Annotated in this window: 22 protein-coding genes and 1 pseudogene; 14 read left to right on the forward strand and 9 right to left on the reverse strand. The window is 47.2% G+C overall.

Annotated elements, in window-relative coordinates:
* The first annotated feature begins 102 nt into the window (after positions 1 to 102).
* From QGP82_RS28550 to QGP82_RS28575, 6 genes are all read left to right on the forward strand, one after another.
* On the forward strand, positions 103 to 732 hold the full coding sequence (locus QGP82_RS28550; protein WP_163670413.1) for a chromophore lyase CpcT/CpeT: 630 nt from the start codon (positions 103 to 105) through the stop codon (positions 730 to 732).
* Between the two features lie 49 nt (positions 733 to 781).
* Positions 782 to 1,087, forward strand: coding sequence for a CpeR family transcriptional regulator (locus QGP82_RS28555; protein ID WP_163671845.1), 306 nt, complete (start codon positions 782 to 784; stop codon positions 1,085 to 1,087).
* Positions 1,088 to 1,287: 200 nt separating this feature from the next.
* Positions 1,288 to 1,842 carry a phycoerythrin subunit beta gene (gene cpeB / locus QGP82_RS28560; protein WP_499061716.1) on the forward strand — a complete coding sequence of 185 codons (555 nt, stop codon included), beginning with the start codon at positions 1,288 to 1,290 and terminating at the stop codon, positions 1,840 to 1,842.
* Between the two features lie 72 nt (positions 1,843 to 1,914).
* Positions 1,915 to 2,409, forward strand: coding sequence for a C-phycoerythrin subunit alpha (gene cpeA, locus QGP82_RS28565; RefSeq protein WP_006515445.1), 495 nt, complete (start codon positions 1,915 to 1,917; stop codon positions 2,407 to 2,409).
* Positions 2,410 to 2,665: 256 nt separating this feature from the next.
* Positions 2,666 to 3,949 carry a C-phycoerythrin alpha-cysteine-82 phycoerythrobilin lyase CpeY gene (cpeY, locus tag QGP82_RS28570; RefSeq protein ID WP_499061717.1) on the forward strand — a complete coding sequence of 428 codons (1,284 nt, stop codon included), beginning with the start codon at positions 2,666 to 2,668 and terminating at the stop codon, positions 3,947 to 3,949.
* 130 nt (positions 3,950 to 4,079) lie between these two features.
* Entirely contained in the window at positions 4,080 to 4,688 is a 609-nt protein-coding gene (locus QGP82_RS28575; RefSeq protein WP_163703355.1) for a HEAT repeat domain-containing protein, read from the forward strand.
* A 74-nt stretch (positions 4,689 to 4,762) separates the two neighbouring features.
* Here QGP82_RS28575 and QGP82_RS28580 read toward each other — a convergent pair whose 3' ends face one another.
* Positions 4,763 to 5,065: a hypothetical protein gene (locus QGP82_RS28580; RefSeq protein ID WP_499061718.1), complete on the reverse strand. Its 303-nt coding sequence runs from the start codon at positions 5,063 to 5,065 to the stop codon at positions 4,763 to 4,765.
* A gap of 77 nt (positions 5,066 to 5,142) precedes the next feature.
* Positions 5,143 to 5,388 carry a DUF8630 family protein gene (locus tag QGP82_RS28585; RefSeq protein WP_163671551.1) on the reverse strand — a complete coding sequence of 82 codons (246 nt, stop codon included), beginning with the start codon at positions 5,386 to 5,388 and terminating at the stop codon, positions 5,143 to 5,145.
* A 256-nt stretch (positions 5,389 to 5,644) separates the two neighbouring features.
* Here QGP82_RS28585 and cpeB (QGP82_RS28590) point away from each other — a divergent pair, with 256 nt between their 5' ends.
* The 3 genes from cpeB (QGP82_RS28590) (at position 5,645) to QGP82_RS28600 (ending at position 7,546) form a co-directional block, all read left to right on the forward strand.
* Complete coding sequence (gene cpeB, locus QGP82_RS28590) at positions 5,645 to 6,199, forward strand: phycoerythrin subunit beta (RefSeq protein WP_499061716.1); 555 nt, start codon at positions 5,645 to 5,647, stop codon at positions 6,197 to 6,199.
* 72 nt (positions 6,200 to 6,271) lie between these two features.
* Complete coding sequence (gene cpeA / locus QGP82_RS28595) at positions 6,272 to 6,766, forward strand: C-phycoerythrin subunit alpha (RefSeq protein ID WP_023072362.1); 495 nt, start codon at positions 6,272 to 6,274, stop codon at positions 6,764 to 6,766.
* A 171-nt stretch (positions 6,767 to 6,937) separates the two neighbouring features.
* Positions 6,938 to 7,546 carry a HEAT repeat domain-containing protein gene (locus tag QGP82_RS28600; RefSeq protein ID WP_163667232.1) on the forward strand — a complete coding sequence of 203 codons (609 nt, stop codon included), beginning with the start codon at positions 6,938 to 6,940 and terminating at the stop codon, positions 7,544 to 7,546.
* A gap of 132 nt (positions 7,547 to 7,678) precedes the next feature.
* Here QGP82_RS28600 and QGP82_RS28605 read toward each other — a convergent pair whose 3' ends face one another.
* Positions 7,679 to 8,476, reverse strand: coding sequence for a phycobilisome rod-core linker polypeptide (locus QGP82_RS28605; RefSeq protein WP_163667235.1), 798 nt, complete (start codon positions 8,474 to 8,476; stop codon positions 7,679 to 7,681).
* Between the two features lie 281 nt (positions 8,477 to 8,757).
* Between QGP82_RS28605 and QGP82_RS28610 the strand changes: the two genes are divergently transcribed.
* Positions 8,758 to 10,053, forward strand: coding sequence for a HEAT repeat domain-containing protein (locus tag QGP82_RS28610; protein WP_499061719.1), 1,296 nt, complete (start codon positions 8,758 to 8,760; stop codon positions 10,051 to 10,053).
* Between the two features lie 185 nt (positions 10,054 to 10,238).
* Here the strand turns inward: QGP82_RS28610 and QGP82_RS28615 are convergent, their stop codons facing one another.
* Entirely contained in the window at positions 10,239 to 10,958 is a 720-nt protein-coding gene (locus QGP82_RS28615) for a phycobilisome rod-core linker polypeptide (protein WP_163667241.1), read from the reverse strand.
* Between the two features lie 587 nt (positions 10,959 to 11,545).
* On the opposite strand from QGP82_RS28615, the gene cpeB (QGP82_RS28620) reads away from it, so the two are divergent.
* Together cpeB (QGP82_RS28620) and cpeA (QGP82_RS28625) are read left to right on the forward strand one after the other, a co-directional pair.
* The gene (cpeB, locus tag QGP82_RS28620) at positions 11,546 to 12,100 is read left to right on the forward strand and encodes a phycoerythrin subunit beta (protein WP_163667244.1); all 555 of its coding nucleotides are present in this window, start codon (positions 11,546 to 11,548) and stop codon (positions 12,098 to 12,100) included.
* Between the two features lie 183 nt (positions 12,101 to 12,283).
* The gene (gene cpeA / locus QGP82_RS28625) at positions 12,284 to 12,772 is read left to right on the forward strand and encodes a C-phycoerythrin subunit alpha (protein WP_163667246.1); all 489 of its coding nucleotides are present in this window, start codon (positions 12,284 to 12,286) and stop codon (positions 12,770 to 12,772) included.
* A 179-nt stretch (positions 12,773 to 12,951) separates the two neighbouring features.
* Here cpeA (QGP82_RS28625) and QGP82_RS28630 read toward each other — a convergent pair whose 3' ends face one another.
* From QGP82_RS28630 to QGP82_RS28640, 3 genes are all read right to left on the reverse strand, one after another.
* Entirely contained in the window at positions 12,952 to 13,161 is a 210-nt protein-coding gene (locus QGP82_RS28630; RefSeq protein WP_163667249.1) for a hypothetical protein, read from the reverse strand.
* 153 nt (positions 13,162 to 13,314) lie between these two features.
* A complete protein-coding gene (locus tag QGP82_RS28635; RefSeq protein WP_163667252.1) occupies positions 13,315 to 14,229 on the reverse strand; it encodes a HEAT repeat domain-containing protein in 915 nt (304 codons plus the stop codon).
* Between the two features lie 227 nt (positions 14,230 to 14,456).
* Positions 14,457 to 16,796, reverse strand: coding sequence for a phycobilisome rod-core linker polypeptide (locus QGP82_RS28640; protein WP_499061720.1), 2,340 nt, complete (start codon positions 16,794 to 16,796; stop codon positions 14,457 to 14,459).
* Positions 16,797 to 17,060: 264 nt separating this feature from the next.
* On the opposite strand from QGP82_RS28640, the gene QGP82_RS28645 reads away from it, so the two are divergent.
* Complete coding sequence (locus QGP82_RS28645; protein WP_499061721.1) at positions 17,061 to 18,299, forward strand: hypothetical protein; 1,239 nt, start codon at positions 17,061 to 17,063, stop codon at positions 18,297 to 18,299.
* Positions 18,300 to 18,328: 29 nt separating this feature from the next.
* Here QGP82_RS28645 and QGP82_RS28650 read toward each other — a convergent pair.
* Positions 18,329 to 18,571, reverse strand: a pseudogene (locus QGP82_RS28650) (Ppx/GppA phosphatase family protein); the annotation flags it as partial.
* 322 nt (positions 18,572 to 18,893) lie between these two features.
* On the opposite strand from QGP82_RS28650, the gene glgP reads away from it, so the two are divergent.
* Positions 18,894 to 21,521: an alpha-glucan family phosphorylase gene (gene glgP / locus QGP82_RS28655; protein WP_499061722.1), complete on the forward strand. Its 2,628-nt coding sequence runs from the start codon at positions 18,894 to 18,896 to the stop codon at positions 21,519 to 21,521.
* A gap of 100 nt (positions 21,522 to 21,621) precedes the next feature.
* Here glgP and QGP82_RS28660 read toward each other — a convergent pair whose 3' ends face one another.
* Complete coding sequence (locus QGP82_RS28660) at positions 21,622 to 22,548, reverse strand: histone deacetylase family protein (RefSeq protein ID WP_499061723.1); 927 nt, start codon at positions 22,546 to 22,548, stop codon at positions 21,622 to 21,624.
* Between the last annotated feature and the right edge of the window lie 187 nt (positions 22,549 to 22,735).

The following is a 22,735-nucleotide window of genomic DNA, read 5'->3' on the forward strand; positions in this document are numbered from 1 at the left end:
TTGGTTGTGTGAGATCTCAAGAGATCGGCAACGCCTCAAAATAAAACTGTTGTCCTAGTTAATCTGTGGGCAACGTTGAAAAAATAAACATTTATTACAAGAATGGTGCTTACTGGCAATGCTGATGTCTCTTCTTCTACAGAGTCTTATTCTCAAGACTTTATAACTCTTGTTCGGTGGATGTCTGGGGATTTTAGCAATCAGCAACAAGCCTTTGACGAACCCACAAAATTTGCCCACATTCGGATTTTTTTTCGACCACTGCCTTACGACTTTTTTTCAGGAGTAGGGCTATATTCAGAACAAACCTATGACTATGACCTGTGGACTCCCTATAGGCAGGGGGTACACCGTCTAGTTGATAAGGGGGATCATGTTTATATCGAGAATTATGGCTTGAAAGATCGCCTGCTTTACGCAGGGGGCGGTCATAATTTGGAGATCCTTAAAACTGTTACTCCTGAGTGTATTGAGCGTCGTGAAGGCTGTTCAATGGTGTTTAGGCGTGAGGGAGATACGTTCATTGGCAGCGTAGAACCTGGTAAGGCTTGCATTATTCCTAAAGAAGGCAAAATTACCTATCTCACTAGTCATGTGGAGCTTACTGAAAGCACATGGATGAGCATCGATCAGGGTATGGATATTGAGACAGATGAATATGTGTGGGGCTCAACAGAGGGGATTTTGAAATTCCGAAAGCGCGCCAGTTTTAATAATGAACTACCTTTCTGAAGAATTTAAAACGAACGTTGATATAGACCTTAGAGCGGTTCAGATTTCCATGCTTCCTCCTCAAGCACAAAAGAAGATGAAGACGTGGATCCGCAGTCGTCACCTGATTCGTTCAGGTAACTTCTTCATTTTTGAAACCGTAGAATACTCGACGATAGAAAAGTTTCAGGACTGCCTTAAGGCTTTGGGGGGCACTTTAATATGTGTTGATCCAGTCAAAAAAATTTGGATTGGGCAGCATCGACGTGTTGTTCTGTATCGGGCTAAGGCCAGTTTGCATACCCCCCACCACGATTTACAGCAATATTGGATCAAGTACGGCAGTTTCCATACTCGATTTGATGAACGAGTTTAAGTAGATTATTTCTTCATTTCCTCTAACCGTTGCCATCAGGCTGTTTTGAATGATTTTGTGCCTTATGTAACGGAATATTGCTTTCTCCTCACTAAATGAGACTTGGGTAACCATGATTCATTATTGTTTCGTTAGTGGTTGAGCCAAACGAAACGGGCTTATCACTAACGAAAAGTTTTTAACAAAACAAGGAGAGCTCAATGCTTGACGCTTTTTCTAGAGCGGTAGTATCCGCTGATGCCAGCACTGCACCTGTCGGTGATCTATCTGCCCTTAAGGCATTTGTTGCAAGTGGCAACCGTCGTCTGGATGCTGTAAATGCCATTGCATCCAACGCAAGCTGCATGGTATCTGATGCTATTGCTGGCATGATTTGTGAGAACCAGGGTCTCATCCAAGCGGGTGGTAACTGCTACCCCAACCGTCGTATGGCTGCCTGCCTACGTGACGGCGAGATCGTATTGCGCTATGTAACTTACGCGCTACTAGCTGGTGATGCATCCGTTCTAGATGATCGTTGCTTGAACGGTCTAAAAGAGACTTACGCTGCTCTAGGCGTACCTGCAACGTCCACTGTACGTGCCGTACAGATCATGAAGGCCCAGGCCACTGCTCACATTAAGGATGAGCCTAGCGAAGCACGCGCTGGTGCACGTCTACGTAAGATGGGCTCTACTGTAACTGACGATCGTTGCGCTTCTTTGGTTGCAGAAGCTGGCAGCTACTTTGATCGCGTTATCTCTGCTCTAGGTTAGTCATTGCTTGACGACTAAGCGAGATTGTTCTGATTGTTCACGATCAATTTAACTACTGGAGAAAATTACGAAATGAAATCTGTTGTTACCACTGTGATCGCTGCAGCTGATGCAGCTGGTCGTTTTCCTTCCACTTCCGACCTAGAGTCTGTACAAGGTAGTCTTCAGCGTGCAGCCGCACGTTTAGAAGCTGCTGAGAAGCTAGCAGGCAACTTGGATAACGTAGCTAAAGAAGCTTACGATGCATGCATCTCCAAGTATCCCTACTTGAACAATGCGGGTGAGGCAAACTCCACTGACACGTTCAAAGCTAAGTGCATGCGTGACATTAAGCACTACATGCGTCTGATCAGCTACAGCCTAGTAGTGGGTGGTACTGGTCCTCTTGATGAGTGGGGTATTGCAGGTCAGCGTGAAGTATACCGTGCGCTAAACCTACCCACCGCACCTTACGTAGCGGCTCTAAGCTTTGCCCGTAACCGTGGTTGTGCTCCTCGTGACATGTCTGCTCAGGCTCTAACTGAGTACAACGCTCTGGTTGACTACGTAATCAACTCCCTTTCTTAAGGGACCCTTTCCTAAGGGACCCTTTCCTAAAGGACTCTTTCCTAGTCATCTGACTACGATTAAGAGCTTGACTGCATTTAGGTAGTCAAAACCTGGAGATTCTTTGGAGTCTCCAGGTTTGTTGTCGTTTGTTGGCTTCGACTGTGCTCAGCCAACGAGATTTATAAAACGATTGCACAATGCTTCGTTTTCCTGGCCATCTTTCCCTGAGCGGAGTCGAAGGGAATGTTCACGATTTTTGTCGCTCAACCGTCCTATGGATAAGCGTTTTGCCAATATTTTCGGTTTAACAGAAGAACAATCGATTGCTCTTCTGGATACGCCTCCTGAACAGGCCGCTGATGAGAGTGAGCGCTATGTTGCGGCGTCTCAATTGGCAAATTATCCATCAGAGGCATCGATTGACGCGCTTATTCGAGCGGTGAATGTTACCCACGACTCGCTGGATAATCGGATTACTCGACGTAAATCGGTTGAGTCTTTGGGTAAGTTGAAGGCGACCCGTGGTTTAGAGGTCATTCGTACCTGTTTGGCAGATGAAGATCGCTACACCGTAGAATCTGCTGTATGGGCGATTGGTGAAATTGGGACAGAAGATGCAGAGATTTTAGAAGAGATTACTCAACTGCTGGCAAAACCAGATCAGACCTATCGAGTGATTATTCATACGTTGGTGAAGTTGGACTATGATGCAGCGGTGGATCGGGTGCGGCCCTTTATGGATCATGGAGATGAGCCGACGGCTAGTGCTGCGATCGCAGCCGTCTGCCGTTTTGCCCGAGATTTTAGCCAAATTGATCGAGTCATCTCATTTCTCCAAAGCGATAACATTAATGCTCGCCGGGCCTGCCTCGAAGATCTGATTAATTCTCAGTATTACGCAGCGATTCCGGCGATTGCGCGTTGTCCTATTTCTCTAATGTTTCGCTTAAGGGCTGTTCGCACATTAGCAGAGAGCGGTATGGCCTCTGGCGAGGTGGGCATTGATGATGCGTTACCCGTGATTGAGCAGATTTTGCGAGATCATCCCCAAGATTTGGAGCTAGTGCACGAATATGATCAGCCCCCTGCCCTAGACTTTCTTATTCGGGAGCTGTACCACACTGACTTTGGCCGCACTTATTTGGCGATTCAAACCTTTATTGATCAGCAGCTTGACACTGCGCCAGCGGCTCTGTTTGCCACCTATGAGGATGAGGCCCATAACGACTATGGTGCTCACTACCATGTGATGAAGCTCATGGGCTGGCTTAAGCATCAACCGGCTTACGATTTACTGCTTGAGGCTTTGAACAATACATCTCCCCAATTTATGAAATCTCGAGCTGGAGCTGCTCTATCTTTGGGAGAACTGGGCGATCAGCGAGCGATTACCCCATTACAAACCAGTGCCCACAGTAAAATTTGGATGCTTCAATATGCTTCTTTAATGGCCTTAGAAAAATTAGGCGATTACAGTCAGCATAAACTGTTATTAGAAGCAAATGATTGGGCTGTAAGAGCCAAGGCCCATCGTTCGATTCAAATGGCGCAGGCTTAAGCTGGTGCAGAAAATCTGTTGACTTCGACTTCACTCAGGCAACGGATTTTTTGCCAGTGTGCCCCGAGCGGAGTCGAAGGGTACGTCTACAATCTATTCTTCTTTAGTTAAAAATTCTTGTTACCAACCCATGGACGCTTTTTTTGAACAGCTTAAGCACCCGAATCCCAATATGCGCAATCGCGCCATGGTGGATATTATCGACAATCGTGATGAGACTACGATTCCCCGCCTGATGAGTGCCTTGGATGCCGAAGACACTACTTACCGCCGGGCGGCTGTCAAAACGTTAGGAGCTGTTGGCTTAGATGCCGTACCTGCTATTGTTGAGGCCCTGGCTAATAGTGAAAATGTCACTGTGCGGGGTAGCTGTGCTAAAGCTCTAGCACAAGTAGCCTTAAACTATCCTGATGAGCCATTTCCAGAGTTAGGGCTACAGGGTCTAAAACAATCTCTCAATGATCCGAATCCAGTGGTTCATATCGCCTCGGCTATGGCCCTAGGGGAGATTGGTAATGCAGCTCTGGATATCTTGCTAGAGAGCCTGCAAACTACCGATAATCTTGCTCTATCGGTTTCTATTGTGAATGCGTTAGCCTCTGTCGGTGGAGATCAGGCTTCAGAGGTGCTGGCCAACCTGGCCGACGATGACTCGGTGGATGGCTATGTGAAGGAAACAGCCATCAGCGCTTTATCACGTATGGAAATGGTACAAAATTTCTCTCGTCCTAAAGAGTAATGCTGCTGTGATTTCGCAAACGAGTGAAGGGTGCTTGGAACTGTCAAAAACTTTTGACAGTTCCAAGCACAACTTTAACCCTTTAAAATAAGGGGTTCTTGGTCGGCCTGTACCAAGGTAATACGGTCCGCATAGCTTGCTATGGCAATAATTTTGGATCGCTGTGCTTTGAGTCGTTCTTCAATCTCCATCGAAGGACAGTGAATAATTAACCCATTGCTACCTGTATCCCATTTAAGGTCACAGGCGGAAATATCAGCAATATCAGCTTTTAAGGTGTGCAGTAATTGGTTGATAGCCTTGAACTTTTGTAGCCATTCTGAGCTGTTGAGCTCATCTTCTAGCTGACTACGCAACGGATTTTGATTATCCAACATGACTGTGCCTGTGACGTTTTACTGAGGTCAAGACCTGCAGTTATGGCTGGCTAGGCTGGACCTCAGAAATTTGAAGACTATTCGGCTGTAGTGTCAGGTGTGAGGGCTGCTAGCTGTGCATTGAGTTGAGCCAGGGCCGCATCAATTTTGGCAAGCTCGGGCTCTAACTTGGCCATGGTCTCTTTCTTCGACATTTTTGCTTTTTTAGCAGCATCCAAAGTTTCGTTGGTTAAACGCTCACGATACTTCTCAAACTCAGTGATGAGTTCAGTGATTTCTTCAACGGTAACTTGGGGGGTGGCAGTATCAGTCGAGCTAGTCATGATGAGGGTCCTTTCAGTTTTTCAAAAAAATAGTTCATCTATATAGCTATATTTTTACGGCTGAGCTGTCGTTTGTCATTAGTTGCTGCCATCTAATATGAATTAAATGAGGCATATGTAACGGAATATTGCTTTGTTGTTGATATTAAGGACTTAGGTAAGGTCTGTTGCATATGGTTAGTTCGTGGCACACCGAACTGCTGTGGCGGTTGCCCGAAGAATTTGCCCAATGTGTTTTTGAAGTAAGGAGAGCTCAATGCTTGACGCTTTTTCTAGAGCGGTAGTATCCGCTGATGCCAGCACTGCACCTGTCGGTGATCTATCTGCCCTTAAGGCATTTGTTGCAAGTGGCAACCGTCGTCTGGATGCTGTAAATGCCATTGCATCCAACGCAAGCTGCATGGTATCTGATGCTATTGCTGGCATGATTTGTGAGAACCAGGGTCTCATCCAAGCGGGTGGTAACTGCTACCCCAACCGTCGCATGGCTGCCTGCCTACGTGATGGTGAGATCGTTCTTCGCTATGTAACTTACGCGCTACTAGCTGGTGATGCATCCGTTCTAGATGATCGTTGCTTGAACGGTCTAAAAGAGACTTACGCTGCTCTAGGCGTACCTGCAACGTCCACTGTACGTGCCGTACAGATCATGAAGGCCCAGGCCACTGCTCACATTAAGGATGAGCCTAGCGAAGCACGCGCCGGTGCACGTCTACGTAAGATGGGCTCTACTGTAACTGACGATCGTTGCGCTTCTTTGGTTGCAGAAGCTGGCAGCTACTTTGATCGCGTTATCTCTGCTCTAGGTTAGTCATTGCTTGACGACTAAGCGAGATTGTTCTGATTGTTCACGATCAATTTAACTACTGGAGAAAATTACGAAATGAAATCTGTTGTTACCACTGTGATCGCTGCAGCTGATGCAGCTGGTCGTTTTCCTTCCACTTCCGACCTAGAGTCTGTACAAGGTAGTCTTCAGCGTGCAGCAGCGCGTCTTGAAGCTGCTGAGAAGCTAGCAGGCAACTTGGATAACGTAGCTAAAGAAGCTTACGATGCATGCATCTCCAAGTATCCCTACTTGAACAATGCGGGTGAGGCAAACTCCACTGATACGTTCAAAGCTAAGTGTCTTCGTGACGTTAAGCATTACATGCGTCTGATCAGCTACAGCCTAGTAGTGGGTGGTACTGGTCCTCTTGATGAGTGGGGTATTGCAGGTCAGCGTGAAGTATACCGTGCGCTTAACCTACCCACTGCACCTTACGTAGCTGCTCTAAGCTTTGCCCGTAACCGTGGTTGTGCTCCTCGTGACATGTCTGCTCAGGCTCTAACTGAGTACAACGCTCTGGTTGACTACGTAATCAACTCCCTTTCTTAAGGGACCCGTTCCTAAGGGTTTGATGCGATTCAGAGCTTGACTGCATTTAGGTAGTCTAAACCTGGAGATTCTTCGGAGTCTCCAGGTTTGTTTATAGGAGAGACTGATCTATCCGTCCTGTCTCTAGATATTGTCATAACAACATACTTCCCTAAATCTGCTAAAACTACGATGACAGTCGATTCTCTCTTTGAGCAACTCAAACATCCTAATCCCAATCTGCGTGAACGAGCCATAGTAGAGTTGGCCGAGTCCTATGATGAGCAGACGATTGCTCGATTGATGGCTAATTTGCTTGAAGACGATGTTGTTTATCGGAGAGCATCGGTTAAAGCCTTGGGTTATATTGGCCCAGACTCTGTACCTAGTTTGGTGCAAAGATTGCAGAGTAGTGAGAGTCCAACTGAACGGGCAAGCTGTACTAAAGCCTTGACGCAAGTGGCTGTACGTCATACTGATACACCATTCCCAGAAGAAGGATTGCAGGCATTGCAACAGGCCCTTGAAGATCCTGCCCCAGTGGTTAATATCTCTGCGGTGATGGCATTGGGACAGGTGGGTGAGCCTGCTTTAGATATTTTGCTTAATGCTCTCAAAACTACAGAGAATATAGCAATATCAGTTGCTATTCTCAATGCACTAGGGTCTGTTGATAGTGAGAAAGTTGTGACTGTGTTGACTGAGTTTAGTCAGAATGCTGATGTGGATACGTACCTGCGCGAGTCAGCTACTAGTGCCTTATCTCGACTAGAGCTAGTTAAACAGTATTCTCCTGACTAAAGGCATTACCTTTATCAAAGACTAATGTCAAAGACTAAGAAAAACACAGTATCGAATGAGCGTTTGCTGTTCAATACTGCGTTTAAGTAGTGCTACCCAGATTTAATACCAAGACATTTTGAATTAGCTTAATTAGGATGCTAATTCAGTAATGCTTGAAATTTTGCCCCCAGACGTATGAATGTTCTGTACAGCTTGGGACATTTGAGCGTAGGTCACCACAATGGTTTGCTTGCTGAATCGCTTGAGGCGTGAAGCTGCTGCACCGCTAGAAAATGCAATCTTGAAGCTCTTGCCAAGATTGCTATAGCCAGAAGCATTTCCCTTGGCTAGAGGCTTGATCGGAGTGGCAATATTAGCAGCTAAGGAGGAAATTAGCTGAGCACCTTTATTGCGATCGCTAGTGGCGGAACCCCGTAGAAGGGAAAACATCCGGTTAAACCCTTCATTCTTAACGCCTGCTTGGGAACGAATACTCCGGTGATAGGGCACTGTCGCCTCACCAAAGTTATCGATATATTCGTTGCTGTCGAGATATGAGTTGATTTCGGCGGCGTAGCCCTGCTCATTGTAGAGAGTGACATGCTCTCTAATCTCTGCTTGATCGCGTGGGGCACGACCCAGGAGATGCTTGAAGTTTAATTCGATAAATCGGTACTGAGAATTGCCATCAAAGAAGAGAGAACTGTATAGCGCTGATTGAGCTACAGCCCGGACAAACCCTCGTACAGTGATATCACCATTGCGTAACATAGCTTCGGCACTGGCTAGCCGATCATTATCGAGGATATGAACATTCCCCAACACTTGGCGATACGCAGCACGGATCACCTCCTGTAGGTCTTCTTCATTGGCAAAAGAGCGCAGTTCTACCGGTGCGCCTTCAAACGCATCCAAGCCCAGGGATGCGGAAGCTGTTAAATTTCCCATTAATATGGTCTCCTGACAATCTCAAACAGAGTTTTCGATATATTTTTCTGGTGTTGCTGATCCTTGGAAGGATTTAATCTATAAAATCCTGACAAATGGCATTGAGTCTAGCTCAAGTACAAATCAGCAACGACGTTTCTTTTGGGTCAAGAATCTGGGTAGGTACTTTGGACAGTAGGTGAAAATGAAAGGGGAGATCTTGTATATGAGGAAGAAGTTAACAAATGTTCAATGTTTTGTGTCGTGTTAGTTACAACCTGGGGACCTAAGAACCGCTAGTCATGAAAAAAACGTCGTTTAGTATTTTTCATCTCACCGAAGAGCAAGCTATTGCGCTTTTACATACGCCATCTGATCAGCTTGAGGAGCCGTCAGATCGATATATTGCGGCCTCTCGATTGGTGGAGCACCCATCGGAACGTACGATACAAGCCTTGATCCAGGCTATTCATCAGCCAGGCGATGATCTTGATAATCGGATTGTGCGCCGCAAGTCGGTAGAGACGTTAGGGCATTTGCGCGCTGCCCAGGCACTGCCATCCATTCGTTCTTGTTTAGGGGATGACGACTGCTACACCGTGGAGAACGCAGTGTGGGCCATTGGTGAGATTGCTAGTGGAAAAGATGAGCGGCATATCTCGCTGGACGAGGCGATTCTAGAAGAGATAACAAATGTTCTCACTCGGCCTGGGCAAAATTATCGAGTCGTTATTCAGACGCTGGGTAAACTTGGCTATAAAGCGGCGGCTGATCGGATTCGACCTTGGATGCAAGCGGATAATCTAATGGTGGCAAGTGCTGCGATCGCAACACTATATCGTTTTGGCGACGATATCTCGGCTATGGCTCGCGTTGTCGACATGCTGCAAGATGCCAATGTCAACGTACGTCGCAGCTGTCTACAGGACCTGATCGATACCCATTACTACTCGGCCATTCCTAAAATTGCCCAGTCCCCTATTTCCATGGTGTTCCGTTTGCGGGCAATTCAATCCTTGGCCCTGGTAGGCATAGACGATCAAGCCATCACCTTTACTAAGGATGTCGAACCTTATCTAGACCAAGTCATAGCCGATCATCCCGACACCATAGAACTGGTTCATGAATATGACCAAACACCCACCCTTGAGTTTGCCGTTAATGAACTGTATGAGACAGACTTTGGCCGCTGTTATTTAGCTACCAAAACATTATTGGATGTGTATCCTCAAAAAGCTCCTGAGGCCCTGATGACAGCCTACGAGGATAAAGCCCACCATGATTATGGCGGCTATTACCATGTTATGCGTTTATTTGGTTGGCTGGACTATGAGCCTGCCTACAAGCTTTTGGTCAAGGCACTGCACAACCCAGAAGCTCAGTTTAAGAAAGCGCGGGTAGCGGGTGCGATCGCCCTTGGTAGATTAGGTAACCCTTATGCCATTGATGAGCTGCAGTTGGCGTGGGATACAGCTACCTGGGAACTGCAATACGCCATTCTCATTGCTTTGAATCATTTAGATGGTCTTAACCAGAGCGAGTTGTTGCAGTCAGAGCATCCATTGGTGCAGGCTAAGCTGTCGAGTTTAAAGGGATGAGGTGTAGAGGATTACAAGAGACTGTTGATAGCTTTGATTCTTGAAAATATTGGCTTTGAGACAATCCTCTCGGAGGCCCCCCTTTCCAGAAATAACTACGTTTTCTCAGTTAGGCATACTGGGGGTTTCCCAAATTCTGGGGGCCTCCGGAAACTTCGCCAGGTTCCAAAATACTTTGCCAAAGCCTACATATGACCGCCAGTAATAGCCTGTAGTGCAACAGTCAGCACCACACGACCTACTTCGATAGCACCTGCCACTGTGACTACAGCACCAATCTTGCGAATGATGGCTGGGGGCATATTGCCTTCCCAGAGCGGGTTAATCGAACCGATAAACTTATATTGATTCTCATTGCCTTCTCCTTGATAGCGTTTAATGCTCAGCTCCTTAGGGAGGGCAGGCATATTTTGGTCGCTGGAGAATAGCTTGATGGAACGGCGATGAGGAACTTGGTGAAAACCAAAGGCAGCTACATACTCATCACAGGTTGTTAGCTTTTCAGCAAAAGAGATAATGCCTTCAGAGGCTAAGAGAGAACTCCACTTAAAGACCTCTGATTGAATCGCAGGACGACCCAGTACCCGCTCAAAGCAAAGCTGCACAAATCGATAGTTGCTATTGGTAGCCAAAATAAAGTTAATGAACATGTCGGAGCAAATTAGCTCACGCACCAAATCCTGTGTGGTGATCTCATTGTTGAGATAGGCAGAATCAAGGGCTTCATTGTGGTGAAAATCAATATTACGATTGTCTTTAAAGATGGCACGATATACGGCCTGCAAACAATCTCGCTTATCCATGGCAGATAATGCTTTAGCCTGACCCGACTCAACATTTGCGAGAGAATAGTAACCGTTTTGAGCTGCAGGGATGAATTGATTATCAGTTGCCAGTGTTTGCATGTTTGTTTGTGAGTATTGATTTTATTAAATAGCCTAAGGCTTTAGCATTGATTTACCTAAGCTATGGCCATTCTAGGAAACTCTGCGAAGTAATCAAGAAAAGCGATAAGTATATTTACTTATTTCATTGCGCTGTGTTGCAAAGTTCTCAGAAATGGCCAATTTGGAGAGGTTTAAGATATTAACCCTTTGTCTAGAAACCTTGCTGGGTATGGAGTTTCTAGATCTGAGATGGTTTAGCTGTCTGTCTGTGTAACTCGTAAAGTCATGTAACATGTGATGCTTTTTTGCGTAGGCAAATCAGCAGGAAATACTGGTTTTTATGTTGTGGAGAAAACGCTAAAAGTGCACTTGGCTATAAGGCTCAATCATCTTCGTCCATACTCTACTTTGCACTTTTAGTCGGTAATCAAAGGGCTCAATTTTCTTCTTTGAAAGATGAAGCTTTGTAACTTTGTTTTTCATAAACAGGGTGCTAAGTACATTGCTTCCTGTACTTTAATTCTTGGTTGGTCGCCCTTGATGACGTCAGGGTGTGATCAATCACATAGTAATCAGTCCTTAATTAATAAAGTAAGGAGAGTCTAATGCTTGACGCTTTTTCAAGAGCTGTAGCCTCTGCGGATGCAGGTGGTAAGTTTGTTGGCGGTGGTGACCTCGACGCTCTTAAGTCGTTTGTCGCAGAAGGTAACAAGCGTCTCGATGCTGTTAACGCTATTGCGTCTAACGCTAGCTGCATCGTGACTGATGCTGTTGCCGGTATTGTTTGTGAGAGTCCTGGTCTAACCGCTCCTGGTGGTGGTGTTTACACCAACCGTAAGATGGCTGCTTGCCTACGCGATGGTGAAATCGTTCTACGTTACATCACTTACGCTGTATTGACTGGTGATGCTTCCGTACTTAACGACCGTTGCTTGAACGGCCTCAAGGAGACTTACTCCGCACTGGGTGTACCCATTGGTAACACTACCCGCGCTGTAGCAATCATGAAGGCTTGTGCCGTTGCCCACGTTAACGACACTAACACTGAAGCTCAAGCTGGTAGCAAGTTCCGTACAATGGGCGCTACTAAGGGCGACTGTGCTGCTCTAACTGCTGAAGTTGCTGGCTACTTCGATGCTGTAGGTGCTGCTATCAGCTAGTTAGATGCGTTCTTGCCAGTCCACTGAGACTTGGTGCGCATTTTCTGAATTGAATTTGTTCAAAGTCGTTGCTGATTTGAGCAATCAACCTGTCTGACCAATTTGTCATTCATCTGTGACTAATATTTGGCCTTTGTAGGGGATCAGCAACGCCAAATCAAATAATAGGAGATAACATTAGCTATGAAATCCGTTGTAACTACGGTTGTTGCTGCTGCTGATCAGGGCGCTCGTTTCCCCAGTAGCTCCGACCTTGAGTCCGTACAAGGTAGCCTTCAGCGTGCTGCTGCTCGTATGGAAGCTGCTGAGAAGCTAGCTGGCAACTATGATGCAGTTGCTCAAGAAGCTGTTGACGCTATCTACAAGAAGTATCCTAGCGGCCAGGGCCGTGACATGGATGCTGGTACTCAGAAAGAGAAGTGCAAGCGTGACATCGTTCACTACCTACGTCTTGTTAACTACTCTTTAATCGTTGGTGGTACTGGCCCCATTGATGAGTGGGCTATCTCTGGTGCTCGTGAAGTTTACGGTGCTCTAGGTATCGGTACTGATACCTATGTTGCTGGTCTTAGTGCTCTGCGTTCTCGTGGTTGTGCTCCTCGTGACATGTCTGCTCAGGCTCTTGTTGAGTACAACGGTCTGCTCAGCTACTTGATCAACTCTATGTCCTAGATTTTTAGCGTCGCTCCAGGGGAATATCCTCTGGGGCAATGCTAATCACTAGCAAAGCCATAGTTAACGTCTGACTGTCAAGCCTTACTGGGAAAGACAGTCAGACGTTTTATTGTGTGAGAATTTTTCTTTTTAAGAATCATATTGGAGAGCTTCAATTGCGGTTAAAAGGCCTCTGGTTAATTGGCTTCCAGAGTGTCAAGAACAAACTGTGTATCTGCTAGGACTTTTTTCCATCTAAAAAATGGGGTAATGAGTAAATTCCTCAACCTACGGGCACGTTTGGCTTTTTGAATGAGTTGGTTAACTTGATAGGTATGATGAAAACCAACATTGTTGAGTTGTTTTTGTTGTAAGAGGTCTTCAACCTCTTGACGCCAGTTACTCATGGTAGAACTCAGTATTTTTACTGATGATTGATGCCTTGATTTTAAACGACTCTGTGCCAACCTTGTCAGCATTGCATACAACACTTACAAGACTATGTCTATGAACTGGATGTTAGAGCAACAATGCATCAATTGCTCTCTGGAAAAGATTAACTAATCCCAATCGTTAGCACCCTGCTGTTGTTTTTCCAGTTGTCCAATGGCAAGGGTATAAATGGCTCCACTGCTAGCTTCAGAATCTTTTTCTTTGGAGGCTTTCAACGTTTCAAGAACACTAGCATCGCCAATTTTCATCAAGGATAGAATAGCGGATTTTCGAGTTCCCCATACTGGATGCTCTAAAAGCTGTAGTAACGTAGGTATTGCGGGTTTATGGGCAAGATTTCCAAGTACTGCTGCCGCTTCACTGCGAACGGTTTCTGCTTCGTCGTTGAGGGCATTGATCAGGATAGCAAAGTTGTTTGCATTGGGGTCTTCTTGGGTGACTTTTGCGATCGCAGCCACCACTGCCGCCCTGACCTCTACGTTATCTGTTTCCAACGCCTGATACAGAAGATCCTTAGCTTCAGCCCCAATAAAGGCTAACGCCCAGGCCGCATGACCCTTCATACTTTCAGTAGTATCAGATGATTCTAAGATCTTAATAAGTTCTGGAGCAGCAGCTTCTCCTGTACGGGCCAAGGCTCCCACCGAAGAACCTTTAACAACAGTATCTTCATCGTGGAGAATGGCGTTAATTAATATGGGAATTGCCGTTGGATCACCAATCAATGTCAAACTTTTCGCACAGGCCCGACGCACTACGGGATTTTCATGACTAGATAGAGCCTTTGTCAGGAAAGGTGTGGCGGGTTCCCCAATTTGTCCCAGGGTTTCCGCAATGCGTAGTCGTACCATGCCACGCTTATCGGCAAACCCTTCCACTAGCTCTGTCAGTAATTCACCATCGTTGGGGTCAAACGTGAGGGTATCAATCTGCTCAGTCACCTTGCGAATAATATTATCCACATGGGCCTGGGCTAGAGCAAGCTCAGCTTCAGTTTGGGCGTCTAGGGTGTTGTCAACCATAGTGTGTTAAGACAGAACCAGTGCAGTTCACTTTTTATTCCTTCACTACTTTAGTACGACTGTAGAGCATACGCATAGGGGAGTTGGATCAAGCTGACAGCTTTGGACAGAGTAGTAAGTGATCAGTAGTAAATGGTGAGTGGAGTCTGCCCTCACTACCTGCTCCCCAAACTACACTTGCTATCCAAAACTCCCTATCCAAAGGCTGTCATAGCATCACCTAACTTTTAACGAAAGTTGCGCTGTTGCCATTTATTCAGGCGAGACGCACCGACAGCAGCCAAGGCTTGAGCTTCCATTAGTTCACCCCGCAAGCGTTCGATCAGGGCAGCTTTTTCGTCAGCTTGTTTTGAAGAAATACCCCCACTAAGGACTGCTTTTGGTTGTGCTCCTTTGCGCAGAACAGATTCCCCAACGCTTGCGGTAGAACGTAAGTCGGCCAGCTGTTGTTGAAGCTTGGCGATGAGTATATCTTGTTCGCTTTCCTTGGGCTCTGGGATAACCGGTGTTGCAGCTGGCGTGAAGTTAAAGATTTCTGCCAGAATCTCTTGAGCATCGCGGGGCTTGCTCACTTTGATCGGTTGATAGGGCAACATCGCGTTAGTTACGCGGGGGCGATTATCCGTTAGATCCTTATCACTGCCAGAGGCTCCCTTGAGCAGGTGCAACATATTGGTGAATTCCACCATGGTCTGGCCTGGCGCACTGTTATAGCCGCGATAGTAGGGCACAATGTTCTCGCCAAAGGCATTTTGATATTCATCGCTGTTGATATAACTATCGATGTCGGCTTCATAGCCTTCGGTATCTAGAATGGCACTGTGGGCCTTCATTTCGGCAAAGTTTTGGGGGGCACGACCTAAGAGATGTTTGAAGTGCAGCTCCATGGCCCGATAGCGATAGCAGTTTGTAAACCGAGACTGATAAAGTTCAGACTTAGCAACTTGACGAACAAATTCGCGAACGCTCAAATTACCATTTTTGAGCTGAGATTCAGGGACCACTAAACGCTCACTCTCCATAATGTGAGCATTGCCCATCACCTGACGATAGATGGCCCGGATAACCACTTCACTTTCCTCTGTTGATGCACCCGGCAATAGTTCTATTGGTGATGTTTGACGGAAAGGTGCGTAACCCTGGAATGTTTGCTGGGCAATTTTTTCTTGCTCAGTTAGACGTCTCTCGGGTTCTATCACAGTCAGCTGGCGATTAGCGGGACTATTAACCGCTTCGATTTCGCCAATCTTATTGGTCATGGTGGCCTGGATTAGCCGTGCTTGGGAGAGATAATAAGCCGGGTTGCTATCATTGCTCGCTCTGCCCCGCAGTAATTTTAGTAGGTTCGCAAATCCGGCTACTTTTTGTCCGATAGGAGACTGGTGTCCTCGATAATAAGGCACTGTGTTTTCCCCAAACACCTGGAGATATTCATCGCTACCGAGGTAAGCGTCGATTTCGGTTTCATACCCTGCTGAATCTAGGATCTGGCTATGGTCAGCAATATCACTGTAGTTATTGGGAGCACGGCCTAACAGGTGCTTAAAGTTCAATTCAATGAACCGACTGCGGGAGCAGGGTTCAAAAAAGCGAGACCGATATAGATCTGATTTGGCGACTCTGCGAATAAACTCGCGCACGGTGATGGTTTGACTTTGTAGCTGTGCTTCTGCATCCGCAACGGCAGCCCGCTCACTTTCCATCACATGGGCATTGCCCAAAACCTGTCGGTAGACTGCCTGAATCACCACCTCAACGGCTGCCAATGAATCGTTGGGGCGTAGTTCAACTGGGGCTGTTTCATCAAAGGCTTGAGTCCCTAACTCGATGGCAGGTCTATCGGGTGAGATCTGTGCAGCAGCATAGGCCGCATAACGTGCCTCTAACTCCTGGGTGGCTGGAGATTTCCAGAGTGTGGTGGGACGAGTGACAGGGGCGATCTTACCAATTTGATTTGCCATGAGGGCCTGATTTAACCGGGACTGTTGATTGTGGGCTAAGTTGTTGTCATGGCTAGCCGCGCCGCGCAGTAGTTTTAGTAGATTGGGAAATCCGGATACCTGCTGGCCTGTCGGGGATTTGTGCCCCCGATAGTAGGGCACTATGCTTTCACCAAAGGTTTGTTGGTACTCATCGCTATCTAGGTAGGAGTCAATGTCTGCTTCAAATCCTTGTGCCTCTAAGAGATAACTATGGTCAGCAATATCGCTATAACTATTGGGTGCTCGCCCTAATAAATGTTTAAAGTTAAGTTCAATAAAACGATTGCGAGAACAAGGCTCAAAAAACCGAGACCGATACAGTTCTGATTTAGCAATCTGGCGAATAAATTCTCGGACGGTGATAGCATGACTTCGTAATTGTGATTCTGCGTCTGCCACGGTGGCCCGCTCACTCTCCATCACATGGGTATTGCCCAAAACCTGCCGGTAAACAGCACGAATAACGACCTCGACGGTTTCTAAAGAGTCATTGGGCCATAGTTGAACGGGATCTGTTTCATCAAAGGCTTGGGTGCCCAAACTAATGGCAGAATTAACAACAGGATTTGCAAATGTGCTGACCATTCACCGTCTCCAATTTTTATAGCTGTATAAGTTGAACCGGGTCTGTGAGCCGTTTTGCTCAACAAAGGCAGAAATCCAGCCCATTTTAAACAGTGTGTATTGTTACCATTTTATTAAGATTAGGGTCTGTAAACTTTGAGGAATTGTTACAACTCAATGGCAACTCCCAGCGCTGGCGCTTCACATCTGTTTGCAAGACGTTTCATAATGTATTGGGTGGTCTGATTGGGTATTCCTTCAATCAGCTTTTGTGAGGCTAGCAGCATGAATGTGCAGAACAGAAACATAGAGACGCTATGGGATCACAGGATAGAGCTGCCGAGTGTGGATACTGGGGGTGCCTTACCCCAAAAGAAAACGCCAGGTGGTCGGACAACGGTTTTGCATATGAACTTTACGCGAGGCCAAACCGAGGTATCTGCCGAAACTGAAAGAGAATATTTGAGATTCTTTGCGAAAATAGCCAATGAGCTGGGGGTATACCTGGAAATCTTGACGGACGGTGGCTGTCGAGAAGAGATTCAGCAGGAATTCGCAAAAGATTGCTATAAGGCGCTTAACTATACAATTACCGAAAACCTAAAGCCTGTATCAAAGTGGGCTGAGGATAGTGTGGAATATCTGGCAAATGGTTGTGTGGCCGTGCTGAGACAGTTTGATGATGATCTTCTGGCAAAGGCGATGACCGCAGGGCGACGACAACGGTGGCAAGGAAAACTGACCCCAGATATTTTGGAGGAAGTGCTACAGGATGACCACTTGTGGATTCCCTTGGGAATCAGGGTGAATGAATTCAAAATGGCGGTGGAACGAGAGCTGGTTGCCCAGGTAAGGGGACAAACTGTCGGTCACATTCGAGCCTATATAGAAGGGGGAAATATGATTACGGGGGAGGATGCCACTGGCAAACCCGTGATTTTGGTTGGCAAAGATGCGATCGCAACCACAGCCCATCTCTATCAGCTCAATGATCATGAGGTGCGCCATGTGATCTGTGAGGATTTTGGACTAGCCAGTATTGATCAGCTGGTCTGTGTGGAGCAGCCCGGACAATTCCACTTAGATATGGGCATGCTGTTTATTGGTAAGGGAGTTGTCATTGTCAATGACAACAGCCAAGCGCTTAAAGACGCCATTGAGATGGCAGAAATGGTGCCTTGTATGACAACAAAAACCATGGCAGCGAAGCTGAAACTGCAATGCAGTTTAGAAGAAGATGCAGCCCAAGACCTATTAGAAGCAGGGATGGAGGTACGACGAGAGAATCTAGAGAAGGCCATGCTCTATAACTTCTTCAATGGAGAGTTTGTGGAGGGGGCGGATGGCTGTTGTTACTACATTACCAATGGTGGACCCAACGAGCAAGAGATGTTGTTTGAAATGTTGATGGTAAGAGACTGGCAGATTGTAGAAAAAGTGTTCTTTAGCCCTCAAGAAGTCGCCCAAACAAGTCTCCAAGATCGAGGAGGCGTCGGCTGCCGACTGAAAGGTGCGAGTAAGTGATTTTAGTTCTTGGTTATTGGTTCTTAGTATTAGAAGCCTTTTGTTATCAAGTGTTTTACTTTCTTTTGTAGGGCTACTACTTCTGATGTAGAAATCTTTTTCGTCAGCTGAAACTTTTCTTTGGCAACAACTGTACCTGTCGGGAAAGTTTGTTGATACTCAATGGTATTGTTGGCTCCATAAACAATTTTGGTGCTGCCACCACCAATGTCGATGACTAAGGTGGTGTTCTGTTGTATGGAGGGCACAAGGGAACTAACGGCTCCTTGAAGCGTGTAATAAGCTTATAGAATTGGTGTCGATATCGATTGCAAATCGATTGCAATATGAGTGGTTGCGTTGGCCATGATCGATTTCTATCATTAATGTTGCGTCTAAACATAAAATGCAATAAAAGGCAATTGAACGCAATCAAAATATACGGGTCTTGTTGAAATGAAGAAAAATTTTAGCTTTCGGGCGATGCCTTGATTCTGGTTGGTTTGTCCGCAGACAAGCCAAGCTGGGGAGCGAAAACAGTGTTAAGGGTTTGGTGCCAAACTAAATTTCAGGGCCAGAATGTTCGTGGACTTGAAGCATTCGCATCAAAAATCTATGCGCCCGATTCGTACCTTTAACGTTACACCCACACTACCCGCTTCGTTAGCTCCTTTGCGTCAGCTTGCTGAAAATATCCATTGGGATTGGGATGTGGGGACGATTGACCTGTTTAAACGTCTGGATCCCGACCTTTGGGCATCTAGTCGCTACAACCCCATCTTAATGCTCAGCACCATTAGTCAGGATCGGCTCCATGCCGTTGCTGAGGATGGTGGATTTATTGCCCAGATGAACCACGCTGTAGAGCGTTTAGAGCACTATTTGAATGCCCAGTCATGGTACGACGTAAATCGGGCAAATCCTGTGGATAACGAGTGTTACGCCTACTTCTCTATGGAGTTTGGTTTGACGACGTGTCTGCCGGTGTATTCGGGAGGTTTGGGCGTTCTAGCGGGTGATCACTTAAAGACGGCTAGCGATTTAGGGCTGCCCTTAGTTGGCGTTGGTTTGCTCTATCAAGAAGGCTACTTTGCCCAGTATCTCAATGCTGATGGCTGGCAGCAGGAACGCTATCCTATCAACGATTTTTACAATATGCCCCTGGCTCTGGAGCGGGACAGTGAGGGGAATGAATTGCGCATTTCTGTAGATTATCCGGGGCGTAAAGTCTATGCACGTATCTGGCGGGTGACCGTAGGGCGTGTGCCTCTGTATCTGTTGGATACCAACATTGAGCCGAATGCCCCCCACGATCAGGACATTTGCGATCGCTTGTACGGTGGCGACATTGATATGCGAATCCAGCAGGAGATGATGCTGGGTATTGGCGGTGTCCGTATGCTCCAGGCCTTGGGGTTAAAGCCATCGGCCTATCACCTCAATGAAGGTCACTCAGCCTTTTTGGCTTTAGAGCGCATTCGTATGCTGATGGATGCCCAGGAACTCAGCTTTAGTGAAGCGCAGCAGATGGCCCAGGCAACTCAGCTATTTACTACCCACACCCCTGTCCCGGCAGGTATTGACCTCTTCCCCCCAGAAAAAATATTCCATTACTTAGGTCATTATGCCGCGCGCTTTGGTCTGTCCCATGAGCATTTCTTGGGGCTGGGACGAGAGGATGACGTCGATCATGATGCTCCGTTCAGTATGGCGGTGTTGGCCATTAAGATGGCCTCATTTGTCAACGGTGTGAGCAAGCTCCACGGTGCTGTATCCCGTAAGATGTTTGGTGGTCTATGGCCCAGTCTGCCAGTGGATGAAGTGCCGATTACGTCCATCACCAATGGCGTCCATGCCCGCAGCTGTGTGGCTAAATCTACCCAGGAGCTTTACGACCGTTACTTAGGACCGAACTGGGATAGCGTCGGTGTGGATGATCCGTTATGGGACAAAGTGGCTGCCATTCCCGATGAAGAGATCTGGCGCAACCACGAAAGTTGTCGTTCTCACCTGGTTGTGTCTGTTAGAGACCGGCTACACAAAGCGGTGAAGGAGCGAGGCGGTTCTCATTTAGAAATGGAACGGGCCCAAGAAGTGTTAGACCCGGGTACTCTTACCATTGGTTTTGCTCGCCGATTTGCCACCTACAAGCGCGCCACACTCTTTTTGAGAGATGTTGAACGTCTGCGGAAGATTGTTTCTAACACCTTGGGGCGGCGGGTGCAGTTTGTGATTGCCGGTAAAGCTCACCCTAAGGATATTCCAGGCAAAGAGCTGATTCGCAACATTATTCACTTTACCCGTGATGAAGGCTTAGATCGCTCCATTGTGTTTGTTCCTAACTATGACATTCACGTCGCCCGCTGGATGGTATCAGGCTGTGATGTCTGGTTGAATAACCCCCGTCGTCCTCGGGAAGCATCGGGAACCAGTGGGATGAAAGCGGCAATGAATGGTCTTCCCAACCTGAGTGTGTTAGATGGATGGTGGGATGAGGCGGATTATGTACGCACAGGCTGGCCCATCGGTTCTGGTGAAGACTACGATGATCAAGACTATCAGGATGAAGTGGAGGCCAATGACCTCTATGAGCTGTTAGAGACCGCCGTTGTCCCTCTCTTCTACGATCGGAATAGCCATGGCATTCCCCGTGGGTGGGTGGCGAAGATGAAGAATGCTATCCGGTTGAATACCCCGACCTTCAATACGGCCCGCATGCTACAGGACTATGCCAACCAAGGATATTTTGCAGCGTCGGATCGAGGGCGGCAGTTGGTCGCCGAGAGCTATGCTCCAGCTAAGGCTCTAGCCCAGTGGCAGTCAGACTTGTACCAGCACTGGCAACAGATTTCTATCGCCGAAATCTATCTATCCCATGATGTTGGTTTGCAGGTGAATGAACCGCTACAGGTAAATGCTCGCGTTTATTTGGGGCAATTGAAGGCCTCGGATGTTTCGGTGGAGTTTTACCAAGGGGGGATCGACATTGATGGTGAGTTGCAAGGTGGCCAAGCAACAGAGATGGTTTATCGCGGTCAAGATGCCGATGGCAGCAGCTTGTATAACCTCAATGTTGCGTACACCCAAAGTGGTCTTCAGGGCTTCTCTCTAAGGGTGTTACCTAAGCATGAATATCTGAGTAGTTCCTATATGCCGCGCCTCATTCTTTGGGCCGATCCAGACAATGTAAGCATTGTCATTGGCTATTTAGAGGCTATGGAAGCTACCCAGGTAACTGCCTAGCTGGATAAGAGGAGAAGGCAGGCAAACCCCTGTCTCTCTCCTCACGTTTTCGTTGAAGCATGCTCTTCTAGGGCGTTTAGCTGGCCCTGAGATTTCTCGTCTATAGGACTGCTTCAATGGTGGCAATCACTGATTGGCTCAGGGCCTGATAATCGTAGCCCCCCTCCAGTCCAAATAGGACTCGGGGGGCTACTTTGTGACAGGCTGCTGCCAAAAAGCCATAGTCTGCGGGCATTAAATCGATGCCTGCCAGGGGATCAGAGGCGTTGGCATCGTATCCCGCACTGACGAGTAATAAATCTGGCTGAAACTGTTGCAAAAATGGGACCACTTGCTGTTCAAACCGGTGTTTATAATCCTCGACGGTACTACCTGAGGCCATGGGAATGTTGAGCACATTGCTGTGCATCCCTGTTTCCCCTGCTTGACCAGTGCCGGGGTAGGCGGGCATTTGATGTAAGGAGCAGTAAACGATCTGACGTTGATTGCTGATTAGCTGCTGGGTGCCATTGCCATGGTGCACATCCCAGTCAAGAATGGCAACTCGCTCAATGCCAGGTTTTTCTAGGGCGTAGCGGGCCGCGATCGCAACATTGCTGAGCAGACAAAACCCCATACCCTGACCATATTCAGCATGGTGACCCGGGGGACGGGCGAGGACAAACCCAGAGGTACCATGGTTGTCCGTAACATAGTCCACCCCGTCTAACCAAGCAGATACCGCCAGTAGGGCGGTTTGGTAGCTGGCGGTTGACACCGGAGTATCGGCATCCAATCGCCCGCCACCCCGTTCAGCAATGCGTTGCAGGGTCAGGACATAGGCCGGATCATGGACAGCATTAATCCAGTCTAGGGGGTTGCGATCGCAGGGTTCTACCCACTCCAACTGGTTGCCCATGGCATGGGCTTTCAAGGCTGTGACCACCGCCGTTAATCGGCCGGCATTTTCAGGATGGCCCGGTCCTGTATCGTGGTCCAAAAAACGGTCGGAATAGATGATGCGAAAGGGGGCAGTGGTGGGTATCACTAATTTTCTCTCCAGAGTCTTTAAAGGCCATTGCAAATTACTTTTTTCGAGAACTCCTTTTATCGGAACATCCCCATGGATAATTCGTGGGGCTAGACAGTGACATAGGATCCACCTCAAACCCCCTTTTTTATTGGGTTACGGTGACCATCAAGAATGCCAGTAATGTGCTAAAATTTTATGCATT

It is taken from the genome of Leptothoe sp. LEGE 181152, from assembly GCF_032906605.1.
Classification (GTDB): domain Bacteria; phylum Cyanobacteriota; class Cyanobacteriia; order Phormidesmidales; family Phormidesmidaceae; genus Leptothoe; species Leptothoe turfae.